At 43.4% G+C, this 19,168-nt stretch carries 20 protein-coding genes and 2 rRNA genes; 11 read left to right on the forward strand and 11 right to left on the reverse strand.

Features of this window, described 5'->3' with window-relative positions; translation table 11 throughout:
- Positions 1 to 93 precede the first annotated feature (93 nt).
- From PBV53_RS02830 to PBV53_RS02850, 5 genes are all read left to right on the forward strand, one after another.
- Positions 94 to 3,019: ribosomal RNA gene (locus PBV53_RS02830) — 23S ribosomal RNA — on the forward strand.
- Positions 3,020 to 3,088: 69 nt separating this feature from the next.
- A 5S ribosomal RNA gene (gene rrf / locus PBV53_RS02835) occupies positions 3,089 to 3,209 on the forward strand.
- A 219-nt stretch (positions 3,210 to 3,428) separates the two neighbouring features.
- Complete coding sequence (locus PBV53_RS02840) at positions 3,429 to 3,803, forward strand: hypothetical protein (protein WP_270095644.1); 375 nt, start codon at positions 3,429 to 3,431, stop codon at positions 3,801 to 3,803.
- A 16-nt stretch (positions 3,804 to 3,819) separates the two neighbouring features.
- Positions 3,820 to 4,470: a UbiA family prenyltransferase gene (locus PBV53_RS02845; protein WP_270095645.1), complete on the forward strand. Its 651-nt coding sequence runs from the start codon at positions 3,820 to 3,822 to the stop codon at positions 4,468 to 4,470.
- Between the two features lie 270 nt (positions 4,471 to 4,740).
- Complete coding sequence (locus tag PBV53_RS02850; RefSeq protein WP_270095646.1) at positions 4,741 to 6,168, forward strand: dihydrolipoyl dehydrogenase; 1,428 nt, start codon at positions 4,741 to 4,743, stop codon at positions 6,166 to 6,168.
- A 165-nt stretch (positions 6,169 to 6,333) separates the two neighbouring features.
- Here PBV53_RS02850 and PBV53_RS02855 read toward each other — a convergent pair whose 3' ends face one another.
- The 7 genes from PBV53_RS02855 to PBV53_RS02885 all read right to left on the reverse strand — a co-directional run bounded on the left by PBV53_RS02855 (position 6,334) and on the right by PBV53_RS02885 (position 10,504).
- Positions 6,334 to 6,729, reverse strand: coding sequence for an SLC5/6 family protein (locus PBV53_RS02855; protein ID WP_270095647.1), 396 nt, complete (start codon positions 6,727 to 6,729; stop codon positions 6,334 to 6,336).
- Between the two features lie 68 nt (positions 6,730 to 6,797).
- Positions 6,798 to 7,190 (reverse strand): SLC5/6 family protein, encoded by a 393-nt coding sequence (locus PBV53_RS02860; RefSeq protein WP_270095648.1) that lies wholly within the window; start codon positions 7,188 to 7,190, stop codon positions 6,798 to 6,800.
- Entirely contained in the window at positions 7,177 to 7,542 is a 366-nt protein-coding gene (locus PBV53_RS02865; RefSeq protein WP_270095649.1) for an SLC5/6 family protein, read from the reverse strand. Before PBV53_RS02865 ends, PBV53_RS02860 begins: the two co-directional genes overlap by 14 nt.
- Before the next feature lie 126 nt (positions 7,543 to 7,668).
- Positions 7,669 to 8,019 carry a nascent polypeptide-associated complex protein gene (locus PBV53_RS02870; RefSeq protein WP_250869061.1) on the reverse strand — a complete coding sequence of 117 codons (351 nt, stop codon included), beginning with the start codon at positions 8,017 to 8,019 and terminating at the stop codon, positions 7,669 to 7,671.
- Positions 8,020 to 8,083: 64 nt separating this feature from the next.
- A complete protein-coding gene (locus tag PBV53_RS02875) occupies positions 8,084 to 8,407 on the reverse strand; it encodes a HesB/IscA family protein (protein WP_270095650.1) in 324 nt (107 codons plus the stop codon).
- A gap of 95 nt (positions 8,408 to 8,502) precedes the next feature.
- Positions 8,503 to 9,678, reverse strand: coding sequence for a hypothetical protein (locus tag PBV53_RS02880; RefSeq protein ID WP_270095651.1), 1,176 nt, complete (start codon positions 9,676 to 9,678; stop codon positions 8,503 to 8,505).
- A 52-nt stretch (positions 9,679 to 9,730) separates the two neighbouring features.
- Positions 9,731 to 10,504: an RAD55 family ATPase gene (locus PBV53_RS02885; protein WP_270095652.1), complete on the reverse strand. Its 774-nt coding sequence runs from the start codon at positions 10,502 to 10,504 to the stop codon at positions 9,731 to 9,733.
- Between the two features lie 119 nt (positions 10,505 to 10,623).
- Between PBV53_RS02885 and hisI the strand changes: the two genes are divergently transcribed.
- Both hisI and PBV53_RS02895 read left to right on the forward strand, forming a co-directional pair.
- The gene (hisI, locus tag PBV53_RS02890; protein ID WP_172366856.1) at positions 10,624 to 10,989 is read left to right on the forward strand and encodes a phosphoribosyl-AMP cyclohydrolase; all 366 of its coding nucleotides are present in this window, start codon (positions 10,624 to 10,626) and stop codon (positions 10,987 to 10,989) included.
- A gap of 97 nt (positions 10,990 to 11,086) precedes the next feature.
- Entirely contained in the window at positions 11,087 to 12,934 is a 1,848-nt protein-coding gene (locus tag PBV53_RS02895) for a PINc/VapC family ATPase (RefSeq protein WP_270095653.1), read from the forward strand.
- Positions 12,935 to 12,984: 50 nt separating this feature from the next.
- Here PBV53_RS02895 and PBV53_RS02900 read toward each other — a convergent pair whose 3' ends face one another.
- Positions 12,985 to 13,281: a PDGLE domain-containing protein gene (locus tag PBV53_RS02900; protein WP_270095654.1), complete on the reverse strand. Its 297-nt coding sequence runs from the start codon at positions 13,279 to 13,281 to the stop codon at positions 12,985 to 12,987.
- Complete coding sequence (gene cbiM, locus PBV53_RS02905) at positions 13,278 to 13,934, reverse strand: cobalt transporter CbiM (RefSeq protein WP_270095655.1); 657 nt, start codon at positions 13,932 to 13,934, stop codon at positions 13,278 to 13,280. Before cbiM ends, PBV53_RS02900 begins: the two co-directional genes overlap by 4 nt.
- Before the next feature lie 286 nt (positions 13,935 to 14,220).
- On the opposite strand from cbiM, the gene PBV53_RS02910 reads away from it, so the two are divergent.
- The 4 genes from PBV53_RS02910 to PBV53_RS02925 all read left to right on the forward strand — a co-directional run bounded on the left by PBV53_RS02910 (position 14,221) and on the right by PBV53_RS02925 (position 17,823).
- Positions 14,221 to 15,075: an energy-coupling factor ABC transporter ATP-binding protein gene (locus tag PBV53_RS02910; protein ID WP_270095656.1), complete on the forward strand. Its 855-nt coding sequence runs from the start codon at positions 14,221 to 14,223 to the stop codon at positions 15,073 to 15,075.
- Between the two features lie 5 nt (positions 15,076 to 15,080).
- A complete protein-coding gene (gene cbiQ, locus PBV53_RS02915) occupies positions 15,081 to 15,893 on the forward strand; it encodes a cobalt ECF transporter T component CbiQ (protein WP_270095657.1) in 813 nt (270 codons plus the stop codon).
- An 86-nt stretch (positions 15,894 to 15,979) separates the two neighbouring features.
- Positions 15,980 to 17,275 carry a UDP-glucose dehydrogenase family protein gene (locus PBV53_RS02920; RefSeq protein WP_270095658.1) on the forward strand — a complete coding sequence of 432 codons (1,296 nt, stop codon included), beginning with the start codon at positions 15,980 to 15,982 and terminating at the stop codon, positions 17,273 to 17,275.
- 5 nt (positions 17,276 to 17,280) lie between these two features.
- Positions 17,281 to 17,823 carry a hypothetical protein gene (locus PBV53_RS02925; protein WP_270095659.1) on the forward strand — a complete coding sequence of 181 codons (543 nt, stop codon included), beginning with the start codon at positions 17,281 to 17,283 and terminating at the stop codon, positions 17,821 to 17,823.
- Here PBV53_RS02925 and PBV53_RS02930 read toward each other — a convergent pair whose 3' ends face one another.
- Positions 17,824 to 18,270, reverse strand: a complete 447-nt coding sequence (locus PBV53_RS02930) for a carboxypeptidase regulatory-like domain-containing protein (RefSeq protein WP_270095660.1) — start codon at positions 18,268 to 18,270, stop codon at positions 17,824 to 17,826.
- A gap of 25 nt (positions 18,271 to 18,295) precedes the next feature.
- On the reverse strand, positions 18,296 to 18,778 hold the full coding sequence (locus tag PBV53_RS02935; RefSeq protein ID WP_270095661.1) for a carboxypeptidase regulatory-like domain-containing protein: 483 nt from the start codon (positions 18,776 to 18,778) through the stop codon (positions 18,296 to 18,298).
- Positions 18,779 to 19,168 lie beyond the last annotated feature (390 nt).

Genomic DNA, 19,168 nt, shown 5'->3' on the forward strand with positions numbered 1-19,168 from the left:
CGGGAAGGATGGAAGTGCCTGATACCCCATATCAAGTACGATGAGATCATGTATAAATATTACATATCAGACGCTCACTGGACAAAGTGAGATGGACTCTGGTAATTATGCCGTCAGGTGGATGGCTCGGCTCAAGCGCTGATGAAGGACGTGCCAAGCTGCGATAAGCCCAGGGTAGGTGCATGGAACCTATGAACCTGGGATTTCCTAATGAGACCTCTTAGCACATTTGTGCTGATCAGTAATGATCGGGAACGCCCCGAATTGAAACATCTTAGTAGGGGCAGGAAGAGAAATCGAAGAGATGCCGTTAGTAATGGCGAATGAACACGGCACAGTTCAAACTGAATCCCTCCAGTAATGTGAGGGAGATGTGGTGTTATAGGAACTTTCTAAGATTCCTATCTTTTCTTAGCTGAACTTTTCTGGAACGTTAGACCATAGAGTGTGATAGTCACGTAAGCAATGAAAAGAGGAATTGGAAATGTTCCTGAGTATCGTGTGTTGGAAATCACGCGAGAATTTGGGAGGCACCAACTTCCAAAACTAAATACGTCTTGAGACCGATAGCGAAATAGTAGGGTGACCGAAAACTGAAAAGTACCCCCAAAAGGGAGGTTAAAAGTGCCTGAAACCTGATGGTGATGGAGCGATATGGCATGAAAGGATCTTTGGATCGAAGGAATCAACCGCGAGGTTGTAGTACGAGTTCCAATGCCGATGTCATATCATACGTTTTGAAGAACGGGCCAGGGAGTGTAACTAAGTGGCGATGGCTAACCTTTTATCTGGGAAGCCGAAGCGAAAGCAACATGCGTGCAACCTTCGGGTGAGACGCGGCGTATACAAGTGCGTGGAGTCACTAAGTTACGACCCGAAGCCGGGTGATCTAGGCGTGGGCAGGTTGAAGCGTGGCGAAAGCTACGTGGAGGACCGCAAGCGGTATTGATCTGCAAATCATTCGTGTGACCTGCGTCTCGGAGTGAAAGGCTAATCTAACCCGGCATCAGCTGGTTCCTTCCGAAACATGTCGTAGCATGACCTAACTGGAGATAGTCGGTGGAGTAGAGCACTGATTGATGGTCCTGGGGGAGAAATCCCTCATCCGTCTGTCAAACTCCAAACCCACCGTCGTCGTAGAAAGTTGGAGTCCGGACTACTGGGGTAAGCCTGTAGTCCGTAAGGGAGACAACCCAGCCCGTGGTTAAGGTCCCTAAGTGTCGACTAAGTGTTAATACTAAAGGGCGTCCCAAGCCCTAGACAGCTGGAAGGTTAGCTTAGAAGCAGCTATCCTTTAAAGAGTGCGTAACAGCCCACCAGTCGAGGTTTGGGGCCCCGAAAATGGACGGGGCTCAAGTCGACCACCGATACCACGGAGTACCGTAAGGTAATCTCGTAGGAAGGCGTTGCGTTTGGGTAGAAGCAGGGCTGTGAAGTCCTGTGGACCGAGCGGAAACGAAAATCCTGGTAATAGTAGCAGCATAGTTAGGTGAGAATCCTAACCGCCGAAGGGGCTAGGTTTCCTCGGCAATGATCGTCAGCCGAGGGTTAGTCGGTCCTAAGTTGTACCGTAATTCGAGTACATCAAAAGGGAAACAGGTTAATATTCCTGTACTATTCAACAATAAAACTGACGTTTTGGGGCAGGCTGAGCGGCGCTGTCGCGCCGTTTAAGCATCTAAATCTGTGGAGAGCCGTAATGGCGAGAAGCGGACGAATATGTTATGACGAAAGTCGGCTGCACCCCGGAACCCGTGAAAAGGGAGTTGAATATCCGTACCGAGATCTGACACAGGTGCCCCTAGCTGAAAAGGCTTAGGCGTGTCGGAATAATTTGGCTAAGGGAATTCGGCAAATTGGCTCCGTAACTTCGGGAGAAGGAGTGCCTGCCGTGAAGACGGCAGGTCGCAGTGACCAGGGAACTCTAACTGTCTAATATCAACATAGGAGATCGCAAACCCGTAAGGGCTAGTACGATCTCTGAATCCTGCTCAGTGCAGGTACCTGAAACTTCGGTTCAACGGAAAGAAGGGCCTGTAAACAGCGGGGGTAACTATGACCCTCTTAAGGTAGCGTAGTACCTTGTCGCTTAATTGGCGACTTGCATGAATGGATCAATGAGAGTTCTACTGTCCCTAGCCAGAGTCCGGTGAAGCTTACATTCTAGTGCAGAGTCTAGAGACCTCTAGGGGGAAGTGAAGACCCCGTGGAGCTTTACTGCAGCCTGTCGCTGGGTTGTGATTTTGGATGTACAGTGTAGGTAGGAGACGTCGAAACCGGTGCGCCAGCATCGGTGGAGTCACAATTGGGACACTACCCTTCCAAGATTACGACCCTCACTCCGTGAGGAGGACCCCGATAGGTGGGCAGTTTGCCTGGGGCGGGACGCCCTTGAAAAGATATCAAGGGCGCGCAATGGTTAACTCAAGTGGGTCGGAAACCTACTGAAGAGTGCAAGAGCATAAGTTAGCCTGACGTGATTCAGCACAGTAGTGGATCACGAGACGAAAGTCGGTTCTAGCGAACCTTTATGTCCCGCTTGGTGCGGGCTAAAGATGACAGAAAAGTTACCCCGGGGATAATTGAGTCGTTGCCGGCAAGAGCACATATCGACCCGGCAGCTTGCTACCTCGATGTCGGTTCTTTCCATCCTGGCTGTGCAGCAGCAGCCAAGGGTGAGGTTGTTCGCCTATTAAAGGAGATCGTGAGCTGGGTTTAGACCGTCGTGAGACAGGTCGGTTACTATCTACTAGAGGTGTATGTGGTCTGAGGGTAAGTTGCTTTTAGTACGAGAGGAACAGAGCAACGGCGCCACTGGTCGATCGGTTGTCTGACAAGGCACTGCCGAGCAGCTACGCGCTAAGGAATAAGAGCTGAATGCATCTAAGCTCGAAATCTAACCTAAAAAGAGACCACTTTAAGGGTTCCGGTAAAAGACCGGATCGATAGGAATGGGATGTAAGCACCAAGGCAACGAGGTGTTCAGTCCGCATTTACTAATATCCGTGCCTCATCCGTCTCGCTTTGTCCAGGCGATATCTGATATGTAATATGATCTACATGATCACAATCCGTTAATTTGAATGAGTATGGCGGCCATAGCGGTAGGGCCACTCCTGTTCCCATCCGAACACAGAAGATAAGTCTACCCACGTTGTTTACTGTACTGAAGTACGAGAGTCTTCGGGAAATCTACATCGCTGCTATACTCACTCTATCCAATTCTTTTCTTGACTGATCTTAAGCTCAATAGTTGTGACTCTGTTTTTTGTTAATTATCTGTATCTTATCCCTCGTTCACCCTACTGATCAAAGCTTAAAGGATGCATGTTCCAACTTATCTGGAGTATTTGGTATCCTGGCTTGTTCAATTAATGTTATATCACATTGAAGCCAATTTTCATCTGGGATTATTTTGGGGTGTAGGAATGAGTGAAAATACTCTTATATTTGTGTATAATGCAGACAGCGGTCTCATAAATGAAATGAAAGACTACGTTCACAAGGTCGTATCTCCTTCCACTTATGGGTGCAATCTTTGTGCCATTACCTATGGTAATACAGGAATCAAAGATGAATGGAGATCGTTCGTGGATGATCTTGGAATTCCTGTAAAGTTCTTTCATAAGGATGAATTCCATGAAACTTACAGTGAAAAAGGATCATCATTTCCCTGTGCTTATCTCGAAAATAGCAATAAGGTCGATCTGTTCATTTCATCTGGTGAAATAAACAATTGCAATACTCTCGAGGAACTAATGTCCCTTGTGACCCTCAAGATTAATGAACTATTAGGGAGCTGACCGAATTAGCTCTATAATGGAACAATTACAGCCATATTTGGCTCTGACCAGATTTGGCAATTCGCTCTTTGGTACATTTACTGTTCTCATCGCAGGCATCCTCTCAGTTGAACTTATCGGAAACGAGTTCAAATATTTAATAGCAGGATTTGTATCTCTCTTTATATTCATGGGTTCATTTTCCATAAATGATTATTTTGATCACAAGATAGATATTGCCAATCATAGGCAAGACAGGCCAATAGCGATGGGCACTATTTCAAGGCGCAAAGCTTTCGATATTGCTATGGCTTGCTTCATCCTTGCATTCTTAACATCATTGTTCTTAGGCTTGTTTCCCTCTCTATTCATAGCTTTCAATATCCTATTGGCAATAGTCTACAGCACTCACTTGAAGAAAGTTCTCCTGTTAAAAAATATAACCATGGCATATTGTTTCATGGCAACAATATTGTTCGGCACTATCATAGTTGATAACATAATAGAGCCATTGATCGGCTTTTACATTATAATAGCATTTCTGATAGGGCTCGCTTTTGAGATAATGGCAGACATTTCAGATATGGCAGGAGATCTGGAACATAATGTCCGAACAATAGCATCCTTTCATTCACCCCGATTTGCATCATTCGTCTCCTCTTTTTTTTTTAACTATCTTCTTACTTGACCCGCTTCCCTATTTCGTAAACCTGCATCCAAGTCTATACTCGAACAGTATTTTTCTTTTGATGATCATCCCGATAGCTGTATCTTATCTATTAATCTCACTGTCTCTAATTAGTGATCAATCTAAAAAACATGTATTGAAGTTAAGAGCACGGACAATAATGGTAATGCAAATCGGTTCCCTTGTCTATCTGATATGTTTTATTTTTTGAAAGCATCAAGTATAACAATAAAAACAATCTAACATCTTATCATAAGTTGGGGTGTGGAAATGAAAGAATATGATCTAATTGTTATTGGCAGTGGTTCGGGTATGAACTATGTGAGTTTGATAATGCAAGATTATCCTGAAATGAAAGTTGCTATCATAGATAAGGACAAACCCGGGGGGATATGTCTGACGAGAGGTTGTATCCCTTCTAAAATGCTACTTTATCCTGCAGAACTTGTCAGAGAGATCGGAAAAGCAGATCGTTTTGGTATCCATGCTGAAATAAGCTCGATCGATTTTAAATTTGTAATGGATAGGATGCGGTCCAGCATAGATGAAGATATTGAAATGATACACGAAGGACTCTCAACTGATCCGAAATTAGACTATTATGAAGAAGTTGTGGAGTTCATTGAACCTTATGTACTAAAGGTCGGAGAAGAGCAAATCACATCAAAAATGATCTTCTTGAGCATAGGTTCAAAGCCCATGATCCCTCCTGTAAAAGGTCTTGATGGTATTTCCTATCTTACCAGTGATACTGTACTGGAACTGACCACCCTCCCGGAAAGCCTTGCGATTATCGGGGGCGGTTATATAGCGGCTGAATACAGCCATTTCTTCTCTGCAATGGGCTCAAAAGTAACTATCATCGGTCGCAGTCCAAGAATTGTGGACAATGAAGAACCTGAAATAAGCGAACTTGCAAGAAAAAAGATGGAACAGTATATCGATATAATCACTGACCATGAAGTATCTGAGATTCAGTCCTCAGGCAAACAAAAGAAAATAATCGCAAAAGACCGAAATTCAGGAGATGAAATGGAACTTCTTGTGGATGAAGTACTAGTAGCCACTGGCAGAAGTCCCAATACCGATATTCTCCATCCTGAAAAAGGAGGTGTCGAGGTCGATGAAAGGAGTTGGATAAAGGTGAACGATCATTTGGAAACTACTTGTTCCAACGTGTGGGCATTTGGCGATGCTAACGGTCACTATCTTTTCAAACATGTTGGCAATTATGAATCCACCCTGGTCTATCAGAACGCAGTCTTGAAAGAGGACATTAAAACCGACTATCACACAGTTCCATATGCCATATTCTCCTATCCTGAGATGGCAGGTGTGGGCATTGGGGAAGCTGCAGCCATTGAGCAATATGGCAAAGACAATATCTCCATTGGTTTCCATAGGTTCGAAGACACTGGAAAAGGTATGGCAATGGATCTTGACAGTTATTTCGTTAAGGTCATTTTGGACGGCTCAGGCAGAACTCTCCTGGGGGCACATATAATTGGTCCGCAAGCATCAGTTCTAATTCATCAATTAATAACTGTGATGAACACCCCTGGAAGCAATGTCGGTCCTATCGTCAATGGAATGGATATCCATCCATCTCTTAGTGAAGTGGTAAAAAGGGCATTATACTCAAGGATGTCTGTGGAAGAGTATCACTCAGTATTGAAGTCCCTTGAACTTGAATACTGACCTCTTTTCTTTTTTTATGAGAATGTTCCTATCCATCCTCTGACAAGTATGAAGATTATTACAAGTGGAAGGACGTACCTTATGTATTTTCTTGTCCAACCAGGGAACTTTAGCTCCTTTCCGACATCAGCCTCCCTAATGAAATTGTTCCATCCCCCTCCGAAACTATAACTGCAGAAAAGCACCAGTGTAAGTGCACCTATTGTTAGCAAATATGAAATCTTCCAGATCAAGGATGGATGTTCCTTCTCCAAAAGGCTGATACCAGCTCAATGGTCCGAATCCAAGACAACATGGTATGGATAAAATGAATATCGCAGCTCCGCTTATAATTGATGCTTTCTTTCTTTTCCATCCCCATTCGTCCATTGAAAAAGCTATTACATTCTCCGAGATACCCATTATAGTTGACATTGAAGCAAAGGCAAGGAATAGGAAGAAGAGAGTTCCCCACAAAATACCTGCAGGCATTTGATTGAAAACGTTAGGTAATGTTACAAAGAGAAGTCTGGGACCTGATCCTATATCGATTCCGAAAGCAGAACATGCCGGAAATATCATAAGGCCTGCCATAGGGCTATGTAGTATCAAGGAATGTGATCCTTAGGGATTCTCCTGTAAGGTAATGATCATTGTTGATATAACTTCCGAAGGTGGTCATACCCCCGACCTACGCTCAAAGTGAAGAATGCCTGGGTCATGGCGGCATAGATACCTTGCCAGCTTAATACCGAAAAATCCGGTTCAAGATAAAAACGGATCCCTTCGGCAGCACCGGGAAGGGTCACAGAACGAAGTACGAGTATTATCAATATAAAGAAAAGCCCTGACATCATCACCTTGGAAGCCCTTTCAACCCCTTTTTGCAATCCTGCTGAACATATGAATGTCCCAAGACCGACCACCAAAGCCATCCAGATTATCATCTCCAGGGTACGACCCATGAACAGGTCAAAGAAAAGCCCTATTTCCAAGGGTCCGAGGTAAATGAAACTACCTTTGACCATATTAAAAGTATGCAAATTTCCCCCCTGAAACGGTAGTGTAGAACATAAGCAAGATAATATTTCCTATTATAGCGATATATCCGAATAAATGCCATCTTTTTCCACTTGGCTCCAGCTTGCGCAAGGACCCTGCAATATTTTGCCTTCCGGCTCTTCCAGTGGCAAATTCCATTATCAATATCGGCAATTCGAGAATGAGGAGGAATACAAAATAAACAATAACAAAGGCAGCACCTCCGTATTTTCCTACAATGAAAGGGAAACGCCAGATATTTCCAAGACCAATGGCACATCCTGCAGAAACAAGCAAGAATCCAATCCTTGTAGCTAATTGTTCACGGTTGATGTCCGTGGTGTCATCTTTCATCTCTATTCCTCTTCATATCAATGTCAGGGATAGCTATGGATGCCACTGCATAAATATAATTCTATAACGTTTTAATATACTGTCCTGTTTTGAGGGCAATAAAAAAAGCAGGAACCCGTTAAGGGTTCATGAGGAAAGAGCGAGAATGGCCTCGGCCAAGTCTCCGTTCGCATTTTTAAGGGATTCAAGTGCAGCTTCTTCGGACACGCCGGTCTGTTCAGCCACAAGTCTAACGTCATCTTCAGGAATGACAACTTCCCTCGGAACCTCTTCAGGAGTGCCAACTACTTGGTAAGTATCCACACCCTGTGCGTTCATGATACTGACGTCTGCATCGTTGAACACAATATCCTTATCTGCGGTCCTGATGATGACCTGTTCAACACCTTCTATCTGATCGATGTTGATGCCCATCTGCTTCATCATCTGCTTGACTTTTGCCGGGTTCATGCCCCGACCGCCCATACCTGGAATCATATGATCACCTATTAATTGTTACCGCGTAGGATTGCATTACTAAATTAAATGCCTTGTTCTAATATTAGTGGCAGCTACCACCGCAGCTTCCGCATCCGGAATTTGCAGTTGGATTGTCAATAATGAATCCCTTGCCACCATCGGTGTCAATATAATCTACAGTTGCTTCATCAAGCTGTTCGCTGATGTCAGGACCCATTACTATCTTGATATCCTTGCTTGTTACTGTAACATCATCTTCCTTGATCTCATCATCAAGTGCCATTCCATACTGTACGCCACTACATCCCATGCCAGCGACAAATATCCTGAGTGCGTGATCCTTCTTCTCTTCAGCCTCAAGAAGTGCTTTTAATTCGGTTGCAGCAACGTCTGTTATCTCGATCATTCTTAATTCACTCCATTTTGATATATGAAAATAATAAATGCATTGAACGTTATATATACGTTGTCATATTTAAAAGTTCGCACTCGAACGAACAATCATATAAACTCCACATCATCATCTACCGGTTCGGTAAGGATCTTCTGTGTGTAAGCATTTATCTCTATCGAGTTCCTTGATCCTTTAACTTCCCATATTGGGACATATACAAGCTCGATATTGAAACGAATATCATCTGCTGTAGGCTTGAATATCTTATGCTCGGATATCATGGCCTCCCTGACAACATTGCTGAAACGTACATCCTTCGTATATTCTTCTATTATCTCGGACAAAAGGGTAGTTTCCGCTTCCTGCTGATCGAACATCTGACTCTTTATTTCATAACTGTCATCCGGCAAAGTTATGCTATCATTTACCTGTTGTAGTTCGATCTGTTCCCTGTTCCCATTAAGTGCATTCAGACAACCCTGCCCCTGCCCGGATATGTCTACAACTTTGTTCTTGAACCGGTGTTCAGCTTTAACTGCATATGCATATCTCCAATATGGGACAAATTTCAGAACCACATCTTTCGGCATTCCTATATCGGACCTTGCCATTGCAATAGCCCTATCCTTCTGTAATTTTATAGGTGCAGTGTGAAGATCTAGCGTAAAAGGCATCTGGCTCTGTGGCTCCTTCATCATGGTTGGCGCTGGCGCTGATTCTTGTGCCGTTCTTTGTGGGTGTTCATATTGTATGAAATCGTTGTTTGTTTCTGCTTTTTGCATCTCTGGTGATGTTCTCCATATGTTGAATCCAGGTTTGTTAGTTGCTGGTGCAGCAGGTTCAACATTGTTCGAATCCCATATTTCTGTATCTTCACATGAAGAGCTCATATCAGGTGTCTGAGCAGGAAGTTCTTCATGATGGTGTTTCTTTACATCATATGCAACAAGTTCCAGATCGGAGGTATTTCCTTCTAGGTCAGCAATTACTGCTTTTCCGATTTGGAAGGCAAGTTCATCGCGGTCCCACGTTATGAGTCCTATATGTGTTGCATAGTCACACATTTCAGCACTCATTTTTTCCAAAGTTACATAAAGCCCAATGTTGTCTTTTACAACAGCAGCAAAGCTATTTATCTCTGAAATATCAGGTTGTGTTGTCAACTTAATGTAGGTCTTAGTGCCATTTTTTTCGATGATCAGATCCACAGTGTCTGATTCTGAAACACTGTGTCCTGAAGTTGCAAATATATTTGTTAGGAGTTCAGCAAGGTTATCTTTCATTTTTATCAACCATTTTGTTAGCAAATATTAAGGATATCTTTTCCAAAAACGATTAGAGAACTCTGGTCGTGGTCTCCAGTTCAACTCCTTTGTGAGTGATATTATATGAAATCGTCTTGTCAGGGGGTATCATTCCTCTCATCTTACGTATCAATATTGATCGCTCGATCTCACTTCCACGCTCCTTCATTCGAAACTCTATAACTCCGTCACACACGCTCTTTAGATTATTTTCGACTTTCGGGTCGTGCATGCCGCCAGTCATCATAACGAGCTGGACCGATTTTGTAAGTTTGCCTATTGAAGATATTATCTCAATAGCCTCAATGACGGAGTTGAGCTCATAGGATCTCAGGAAGTAAGAAATAGAATCCACAACGCCTCTGTATGGCCCCTTTCTTTCCTTTGTAACAGACGACTTAAGAAGGTTCATGGCGTCAGTGTTCAGTTTCAAAAAATCTTTTGCTGAATGGTCACTGAAGTTTTTATTTGGTAAAATATTGGAAAAACGTGTGGTATAGGCATCAATAAAGTCAACTTTTCCTTCATCGATCTGTTTTTCAATATTCCACCCGAAATTATTCATATCTTCAACTATCTCCTGAGTCGGGTGTTCAGCAGAAAAATAATAGACCTCTTCCTGGTTTACCAAACCACCATAAATGAATTGCTGTGCAAAGACCTCTGAGCTTGCACCTGGTTCCGCAAGAACAAGTATTGTAGTTCCCGGTGGGACCCCACCTCCGAGTTGTACGTCCAAACTCATTACTCCAGTTGGGACGCGGTATCCCTCAGTGCCGTTGAAGCTGTAATCCATTTTACTCATCCTGTGATCTTCTTTAGTAAATAATTCTGACGAATTCATTCAGGCATCATTATTGTTATCATAGCATATTGTTTCCTCTTAGTTTTTATAGTTATAGTATATTTTAATGATTGATTACTATGATCGATCTTGATACTCTCAAATTTGATGGAAATGGTCTGATCGGTGCAATAGCTCAGGACAATGGTACAGGCGAAGTGCTCATGTTTGCTTTCATGAACAGGGAAGCTCTGGAAAAGACAATTGAGACCGGAATTGCTCATTACTGGAGTCGCAGCAGACAAAAGCTCTGGAAAAAAGGCGAAAGTTCCGGGCACATGCAGAAAGTTCATGAGCTACTCATTGACTGTGACATGGATGCTCTTGTCATTAAGGTCTCTCAGGAAGGTGGAGCTTGTCACACTGGATATCGTTCTTGCTTCTACCGCAACATCGAGGGAGATGTTGTAGGCGAGAAAGTTTTCGACCCGGCTGACGTTTACTGATATTTTAATGAACCTTTTAAGTCCTATTCCTTCCTTTTTTTAATATTTCATTGTTCGTGTCAGTTGTGTTAAATAGTTTTGATCGATAGTTCTATTTATGGCAAAAGAAGAAAATTACAGGATAGTTCCTGATACAAGTGTGATCATCGATGGTCTCCTGTCCGAGATGGTCGAGAGTGGTGAGTATGAAGGGATCGAACTGTTCATATCAGAAGCCATGGTGGCAGAACTGGAATCTCAGGCAAACCGTGGCCTTGAGATCGGTAACAAAGGGCTTGACGAGTTAAAACAGCTTCAAGAGATGGCCCGTGAGGGTATGTTATACATGTCCTTCACAGGCAAAATACCCACTACCGAAGAAAGGATGTATGCAAAAGCAGGTACTATCGATGCTATCATCCGTTCATGTGCTGAAGATCTTGATGCTACTTTTGTGACTGGTGATAAAGTGCAGTATGATGTAGCAGTGGCAAAAGGTATGGATGTGGAATATCTTCCTCCGAGAAAGACTGAATTAATGCCTTTGCTCATTGAGGACTTTTTCACTGAGGACACCATGTCCGTCCATTTAAAGCATAAGATCGCTCCAATGGCCAAACGCGGTTCCATCAGGAACATCGAGTTCGTGACAATAAGAGATACTCCTTGTAGTTCCCATGAGCTCAAACAAATAACAAGGGAACTGCTTGAACGTGCAAGGGCAGATGATGAGTCTTTCATCGAGATGTCCCTTAAAGGCGCAACGGTCCTTCAGATACGTGATATGCGAATAGCCATAGCAAATCCTCCGTTCTCTGATGATGTTGAGATAACTGCAGTTCGTCCGGTTGCATCAGTAAGTCTTGATGAATATCGTCTTGGTGATGAACTAAAGGAAAGAATTCTGGCGCAACGTGGAATCCTGGTTTCAGGTCCACCGGGTGCTGGGAAATCCACTTTTGGTGCAGGTGTGGCTATATTCCTGCATGAAAATAACTATGTTGTCAAGACAATGGAATCTCCAAGAGACCTGCAGGTTCCAAATGAGATCACCCAGTATGCACCGCTTGAAGGAAGTATGGAAAATACAGCTGATGTGTTGTTGCTTGTCAGGCCGGACTATACTATCTATGATGAGGTTCGCAAGACCCGCGACTTTGAGATATTTGCAGATATGAGACTTGCAGGCGTGGGTATGATCGGTGTTGTACACGCAAACCGTGCCATAGATGCTGTGCAAAGGCTCATTGGCAGAGTTGAGCTTGGTGTTATTCCGCAGGTCGTAGATACTGTTATTTTCATCGACAAAGGTGAGGTCGCTCAGGTACAGACCCTTGAGTTCACTGTAAAGGTCCCATCAGGAATGCTTGAGGCCGATCTTGCAAGACCTGTCATAGTGGTCTCCGATTTTGAGACATCTGCTCCTGAATTCGAGATATATACTTTCGGTGAACAGGTTGTAGTCATGCCGGTTTCGGACTCAGTGGCCCGTAAGCCTGTATGGGGTCTTGCAGAAGGTGAGATCGAAGATGTTGTGCAGCGATACGCCAAAGGTCCGGTCGATGTCGAGATGTTGTCGGATACAAGTGCTGTTGTAAAGGTCCTTGATAGTGAGATCTCCAAGGTCATAGGCAAAGGCGGTGTGACCATCGATGAGATCGAGAAGATCGTCGGAGTTCATATCGATGTGCGTGAACTTGATGAGAAATCCCTTAAAAAAGGCAATAAGGACCGTTCTATCGAATCGTCCTATAGGCCTACCGTCGAACACACGAAGAAACATGTTATACTGAACGTCCCGGATATAGCTTCTCAGGATGTTGAGATCTATACAGGGGATGACTATCTTTTCACTGCAACGGTCAGTCGACATGGCGATGTCAAGGTCCGTAGCAATTCTGCCCTTGCAGAGGATATCCTGGATGCAGTGGATGCCGGAGAACCGGTTATTATTAAAGTAATATAATTAAAAAGAGTTAGAGGAGGATATTCCCTCATTTTCCTTCTTTTTTGACATTAGGCTTTGATGATCTTTCCAAGGCCAAAGCTTATTGCCAGAATGCCTATGGTACCTAGGCATATTGCGATTATCTCTCCAAGCTTGCCCTTACCTTCAATGGAATAATCCGGCATTGGTGAATCAATAGCAGCTTCAGCTTCCTCCAGTTCTGTAAACCTTTCTTCTCCTATGATCTTTTCAGCTGCACTTTCCAATCCGTCAGGATCGGATGATGCAAGGAAAGGTGCGAGTATGGATATCAGGATCGCGAGAGCAAGTACGACGTACAGTAGTTTCATGTTAGGATTGCTCACAACGTAACCTCCTTTGAAGCTTCCACTGCCTTATCGTCTACAAGGTCGGGACGTGCTTTTGCAATTGCACCAATGGCGATGGCGGTGATAAGACCTTCTCCTATTATCCCTATCACAAAGTGGAATGTTCCCATTGCAACTATTCCCGGAACAAGGGGAAATGTACCTGCGAGACTCATTTCTATGGCTGCTGCAATGGATGAGATGAAAAGACCGAGCCATGCACCGATAAATGCTGAGGCCTTTATGTCAATGTTCCTTTTCCTGAGTGCGACAAAACCATAGTATCCGATAGATCCTGAGATCACTCCCATGTTGAGTATGTTAGCACCCATTACGGTAATTCCACCATCAGCAAATATAATTCCCTGTACTAACAGTACAAGGGTAAGAACAAGCACTCCTGCAAACGGACTTCCAAATATTATTGCTACAAGAGCTGCACCGACCATGTGGCCGCTGGTCCCCATTCCAATTGGGATGTTGAGCGCCTGAATGGCAAATATACCTGCAGACAATGCTGCAAGGATCGGTATTTTCATTTCATCCATATCTCTTCTTGCCCATCTGAGGGACATGAAGATGAATGGGAGTGCTATTGCCCAGTAGATAAGCGCCTGGGAAAGCGGCATAAATGAATCTGGTATATGCATTATTATCTTCCTCCTTACGAATATTGGAAATTACGTACTCCGAAGTGTTACGTAATTATATTAAAGTAACACTCGAGAAATTAATTGTAAGATATATAAGTTTAATGGTAATACGAAATATACATTTCTTATTACTAGCTAAAAATTAAAACACTATTCAGAGCAACTCTCTTCAAATTTGTAATGCCCAGTATGACGTTTGTGGCATAATTTATTAATAATAACATCTCTTTTTCCTGTCAGCTGACTGCTGCCTCTGATAAAAAAGCAGCAGGTGAAGGTAATCATGGCTTCTGAAAACCCTATTATAGAACTGAATCACCTTTCTTACAAATATTCTCACAGTGACGTAAAGGCACTTGACGGGATCGATCTAAGCATCTATCCGGGTGAGAAAATTGCTATTCTTGGGGCCAATGGTGCTGGAAAATCCACTCTCTTCAAGCATTTGAATGGTATAATCTCGCCCTCTTCAGGTGCTGTACTGATCAAAGGGGAAGCCATCTCCAAAAAAACGATCTATAAAGCAAGGCAGACAGTTGGGATCGTCTTCCAGAATCCTGATGACCAGATATTTTCTCCAACAGTGGAGGAAGATGTGGCCTTTGGTCCTATCAATATGGGACTTTCTGAAGAAGAGGTCGAGGAAAGGATCAGGACATCTCTTGAACTGGTCAATCTGTCCGGGTTCGAGAAGCGAGCTCCGCATCATTTGAGCGGGGGTCAGAAGAAACTGGTTGCAATTGCAGGCGTTCTTGCCATGCAGCCTGAAGTGGTTGTCCTCGATGAGCCAACTGCAGGACTTGATCCCTTAAATGCAGCCCAGATCATGACGATCATTGAAAAGATGAACCGTGAACTTGGTATGACGGTTGTGCTCTCAACACATGATGTTGATATTATTCCGGCATTTGCTGACAGGATATGCATAATCGACCATGGTCAAATTCAGGCAACAGGCAGTCCTAAGGAGATCTTCAGAGATCATGCACTTATTCAGAAAGCTCATTTGCGTATGCCACGAATAGCAGAGGTCTTTGAGCTTCTACAGAAAGAGGGTCTCGATGTGCAGATACAGATCACTCCGATGGATGCAAAAGAAGAGATCGTTCGCGTGATGGATATGCACACTTCGGAGTAAGATATATGAGCATTGGCCTGACAGAGATCGAAAGGGAATCTTACAAGAACAGTCCAATTCACAGGCTGGATGGGCGGATAAAGATCCTAGCTCTGCTCAGTATCGTATTCTATGTAGCAGCTCTTCCGCGATTGGATGATTCCAACATGATCAAACTTCTTGTGCTCGAGTCCTATCTTTTTGTTCTGATCATTATCGCCCAACTCAATCTTTTCTATGTTCTTGTCAGGATACTGGCGGTTCTGCCTTTCGGTTTCGGACTGGCAGTATTTCAGCCTTTTATAAGACAACCCTTCATTGAAACGTTCACTGTATACCCGGCTTCCCTTCCGTTAGGATTGGCCATCACTTATGAAGGGCTCGATTTTGGAATAACGCTGATGGCAAGGTTCCTTGTCTGCGTGACCTCTATCATTGTTCTTTCATCTACCATGAAAATGAGCGATTTTGTAGTGTCTGCAAGAAGACTTGGCGTTCCAAAGGAATTCGTCCTGCTTTTGACCATGATGGTGAGATATCTGTTCGTGTTCTGGAGCGTGCTCAAAAGGATACGTGTGGCACAACAGTCCCGCCTTTTCGATATCTGGAACAAGAACACTCCGAGGAAATGGATACTTGAGCAGGTGGGCAATACAATAAGTTCCCTTTTCGTACAATCGTACGAGCAGGGTGAAAGGACTTACATAGGCATGCTTTGTAGGGGCTATAGCAATGACAATAGCAACCTTTTCATTCGCAGATCGAAGGTAAGGGCAAAGGATGTAATTTTTTGTGTCATCACCATAGGATTGATATTGGCCGTACAGCTCCTTCTGTGAATTAGAAAAGCTTTGTTCGATTCTTTTTTAAAACCATATACTAATATACATTCGTTTACATTTCTTCTATTTAAGGAGTGTTTTTTGTGAAAGTATCTATTATTGGTTCAGGTTACGTTGGTTCAGTGTCAGCTGCATGTTTTGCAGAGCTTGGTCACGAAGTGATATGTATCGACATTGATGAAAAAAAAGTGCAGATGATCAATGATGGCATTCCTCCAATTTGGGAAGAAGGGCTTGAAGGACTGATGCAAAAGCATGCTGAGAAGAATCTTATTGCAACTTCCGATTACGATTATGCGATACAGAACTCGGATATATCCTTTATCTGTGTGGGCACACCTTCGAACGAACACGGGAACATCGATCTTTCTATCGTTGGCAGTGCTTGCAAAAGTCTTGGAATGGCAATGGCAAAAAAAGACGGTTTCCATATCGTGGTTGTCAAGAGCACAGTGGTTCCCGGGACCACCGAGGATGTTGTGCTGCATCTTCTCGAGGAGCATTCCGGTAAGACTGCCGGGAAGGATTTTGGTGTGGCAATGAATCCCGAGTTCTTGAGGGAAGGCAAGGCTGTATATGATTTCATGAATCCTGATAAGATCGTTATAGGTGGTATCGATGGGCGTACAATTTCTCTTGTTTCGGAGCTTTATCGTGATCTGGAATGTGAGGTCACACGTACGAATCCCCGGACCGCTGAGATGATAAAATATGTGAACAATTCTTTCCTTGCCACCAAGATCTCATTTTCCAATGAAGTGGGCAATATCTGCAAAAGACTTGGCATTGATACCTATGAGGTCATGAACGCAGTGGGTAAAGATTTCCGTATATCTGAACATTTCCTGAATTCCGGTGCAGGCTTTGGCGGCTCATGTTTCCCTAAGGATGTACGTGCTCTGATAGGAAAAGCAAAGGAACTTGATTATTATCCTGTTCTTCTTGAATCGGTGGTTGAAGTAAATGATCTGCAGCCCATCCAGATGCTTGAACTCCTCGAAGAGAATGTGGGGGATGTGAAAGACAAACGTATAGCTGTACTCGGACTGGCTTTTAAGAACGATACCGATGATATCCGTGAATCCCGCTCAATTCCAATTATACGCAAACTTCTTGAGAAAGGTGCTTTAGTGGCCGCTTATGATCCAATGGCATCGGAGCACATGAAAGCCATCTTTGAGGACATCACATATTGTGAGAGTGCTGAAGAGGCCCTTAATGGAGCGGATGCCTGCCTTATCATGACGGAATGGACCGAGTTCAGAAAGCTCGATCACGAGTTCAGTGGCATGAAGAACAAAGTTGTCATTGACGGCAGAAAGATGATCGATCCTGATGAAATGGAACAGGATATAATCTACGAAGGCCTTTGCTGGTGATATTAATGAGTGGGGGCACTGTAAAGGAAGATGTGCAGGGGAGGGTCGAGTCCTTTGACCAGAGTGTCAGAAGTCTTGAAAAGCGTCTCCGTGCAGTGGAAAGGCGTTTGTCGGTGGAAGTTAAGGTCGAGGATGTTGAAGGAACGGTTTTCGAAACCCCAAAAACACAAGCTTCCGGGGATTTTCGGCAGGTTGTTGAAGATATTGGCATGTTGAGATCGGACATAAATGAACTGCGTGATCTGGTCGAGGTATCAATTCGCACGGATATCGATACCATCTCCGAAATACTTGATTCTGCCATCCTTGAACAAAATGAAAGGATGGCACGAATAGATGACCGCAACAAGATCACTATAGGTTCCATCAAAATGCCGGTTGAGCTTTCCGGTATCGTTGGTGCAGCTCTGCTGTTGCTTACAGGCGGGCTGATATATGCAGACAGATGGGATATTCTCCGGTCTCCTTATTTTTCTCTGGGACTGGGAATTATCCTTGCAATGGCAGTGTTGGTCAAGTTCTATATGGCCAACAGAAGCCCCACTTGATCAGTCCCGTATGACCTTTATGAAGTACTCGTTGTGATGGTCTATATATCCGTCACTCATCACTTTTATGGATATGTGGTCTTCCTGTTTTCCATCAGGCATTGACATATTGGTCAGTTTCATTCTCGCATTACCAAAACCATCTGTTATTGCGCCATCGGCAACAGTTCCGGAAGGGTCTCTTATCACCACATTGGAATTACCTATGCTTTTTCCTTCAAAGTCAGAGATGGTTATGTTCAGATAACCGGAATCTCCTGTACCGTTGGTCAGTGAGATGCTATATGCATCAGCAGTTGCATACATTGGTCTTGGTGCCGTTGGTGTGCTCATTACGGCAGATACGATAACAGCAAAGCCTATCATCCCTATTATCGTCAGCACTACCATTCGTATGGGCAAACCTATGGCTGCTTGCTCATTGTGAATAATGTTCTTACGATACATAATTCCCGGAAATAAAGGGGTGAGATCATTTTGTCTTAATGATCATCACTGAATTCTTTTTCTCGTAGTCGTAAAAACCGTTTGCAGTTATGGTGAGGTCCATGGTACCTTCATTCTGATTCGCTCCCATCTGCAACTGGGCAGTGGTCGTTGCCAGCAGGGTCTCACCATTTATATCGGTCGTATTGGTAGCTACGCCGCCAAGTCCGCGAAGGACAGCGTTGGCGTTGCGCACAGGATTCCCATCAGGGTCGGTCGCTGTGATCTTTACCATTACTATAAGGGGGTTTCTGGCAGTGACAGCATCTACTATTATGGTGTTTCCTGAGCTCAGTGAATTACCCTGAATTCCAGCTTCATCGATGTTCACGGACATGTTCTTTGTGGGAGGTGGGATTATTGCAATAAGGGCTGCTAATGCCACCATACCTACGACCAACATAACCACAATATTGATAGGGAGCTCTATAGCTCTCTCATCATTAAATAGCTTCTTTCTATTTTTCACACCATCACCTTAGATATTATTTTGGCACCTAACGGTTTGGTTAAAAGGCAAAAAGAAATATAAGTGTAACTATATTTCATAATAGTGCAAATAATTTTTGATAGAAAATATCGATTCGTTAAATCGATGTACCAAATCCGTATGTACTTTCTATGAACAAATAGTGATAATTGATTATGGGCTTGGCAATTTGTAAAGGCATTTGCTGGGTTTTTAGTATTCATTTGACATTGAGTTTAGGATAATTCTAATTTTGTATTCATAAAATCTGTTGGCATCCTTTTATTCAATTTCATTTGATTTGCTATGTTTAAGTTATAACTTATTATAACTAATCATAACAAGTTATAACTACTCTTACTTCTATGTATCTATTAGGAATAAATTGTT

This window comes from Methanococcoides alaskense, assembly GCF_027594145.1.
GTDB lineage: Archaea > Halobacteriota > Methanosarcinia > Methanosarcinales > Methanosarcinaceae > Methanococcoides > Methanococcoides alaskense.

Coding starts and splice junctions, on each gene's coding strand:
- PBV53_RS02840 (WP_270095644.1), top strand. CDS start 3,429: ATGAGTGAAAATACTCTTATATTTGTGTATAATGCAGACAGCGGTCTC.
- PBV53_RS02845 (WP_270095645.1), top strand. CDS start 3,820: ATGGAACAATTACAGCCATATTTGGCTCTGACCAGATTTGGCAATTCG.
- PBV53_RS02850 (WP_270095646.1), top strand. CDS start 4,741: ATGAAAGAATATGATCTAATTGTTATTGGCAGTGGTTCGGGTATGAAC.
- PBV53_RS02855 (WP_270095647.1), bottom strand. CDS start 6,729: ATGATATTTCCGGCATGTTCTGCTTTCGGAATCGATATAGGATCAGGT.
- PBV53_RS02865 (WP_270095649.1), bottom strand. CDS start 7,542: ATGAAAGATGACACCACGGACATCAACCGTGAACAATTAGCTACAAGG.
- PBV53_RS02870 (WP_250869061.1), bottom strand. CDS start 8,019: ATGATTCCAGGTATGGGCGGTCGGGGCATGAACCCGGCAAAAGTCAAG.
- PBV53_RS02875 (WP_270095650.1), bottom strand. CDS start 8,407: ATGATCGAGATAACAGACGTTGCTGCAACCGAATTAAAAGCACTTCTT.
- PBV53_RS02880 (WP_270095651.1), bottom strand. CDS start 9,678: ATGAAAGATAACCTTGCTGAACTCCTAACAAATATATTTGCAACTTCA.
- PBV53_RS02885 (WP_270095652.1), bottom strand. CDS start 10,504: ATGAGTAAAATGGATTACAGCTTCAACGGCACTGAGGGATACCGCGTC.
- hisI (WP_172366856.1), top strand. CDS start 10,624: ATGATCGATCTTGATACTCTCAAATTTGATGGAAATGGTCTGATCGGT.
- PBV53_RS02895 (WP_270095653.1), top strand. CDS start 11,087: ATGGCAAAAGAAGAAAATTACAGGATAGTTCCTGATACAAGTGTGATC.
- cbiM (WP_270095655.1), bottom strand. CDS start 13,934: ATGCATATACCAGATTCATTTATGCCGCTTTCCCAGGCGCTTATCTAC.
- PBV53_RS02910 (WP_270095656.1), top strand. CDS start 14,221: ATGGCTTCTGAAAACCCTATTATAGAACTGAATCACCTTTCTTACAAA.
- cbiQ (WP_270095657.1), top strand. CDS start 15,081: ATGAGCATTGGCCTGACAGAGATCGAAAGGGAATCTTACAAGAACAGT.
- PBV53_RS02925 (WP_270095659.1), top strand. CDS start 17,281: ATGAGTGGGGGCACTGTAAAGGAAGATGTGCAGGGGAGGGTCGAGTCC.
- PBV53_RS02930 (WP_270095660.1), bottom strand. CDS start 18,270: ATGTATCGTAAGAACATTATTCACAATGAGCAAGCAGCCATAGGTTTG.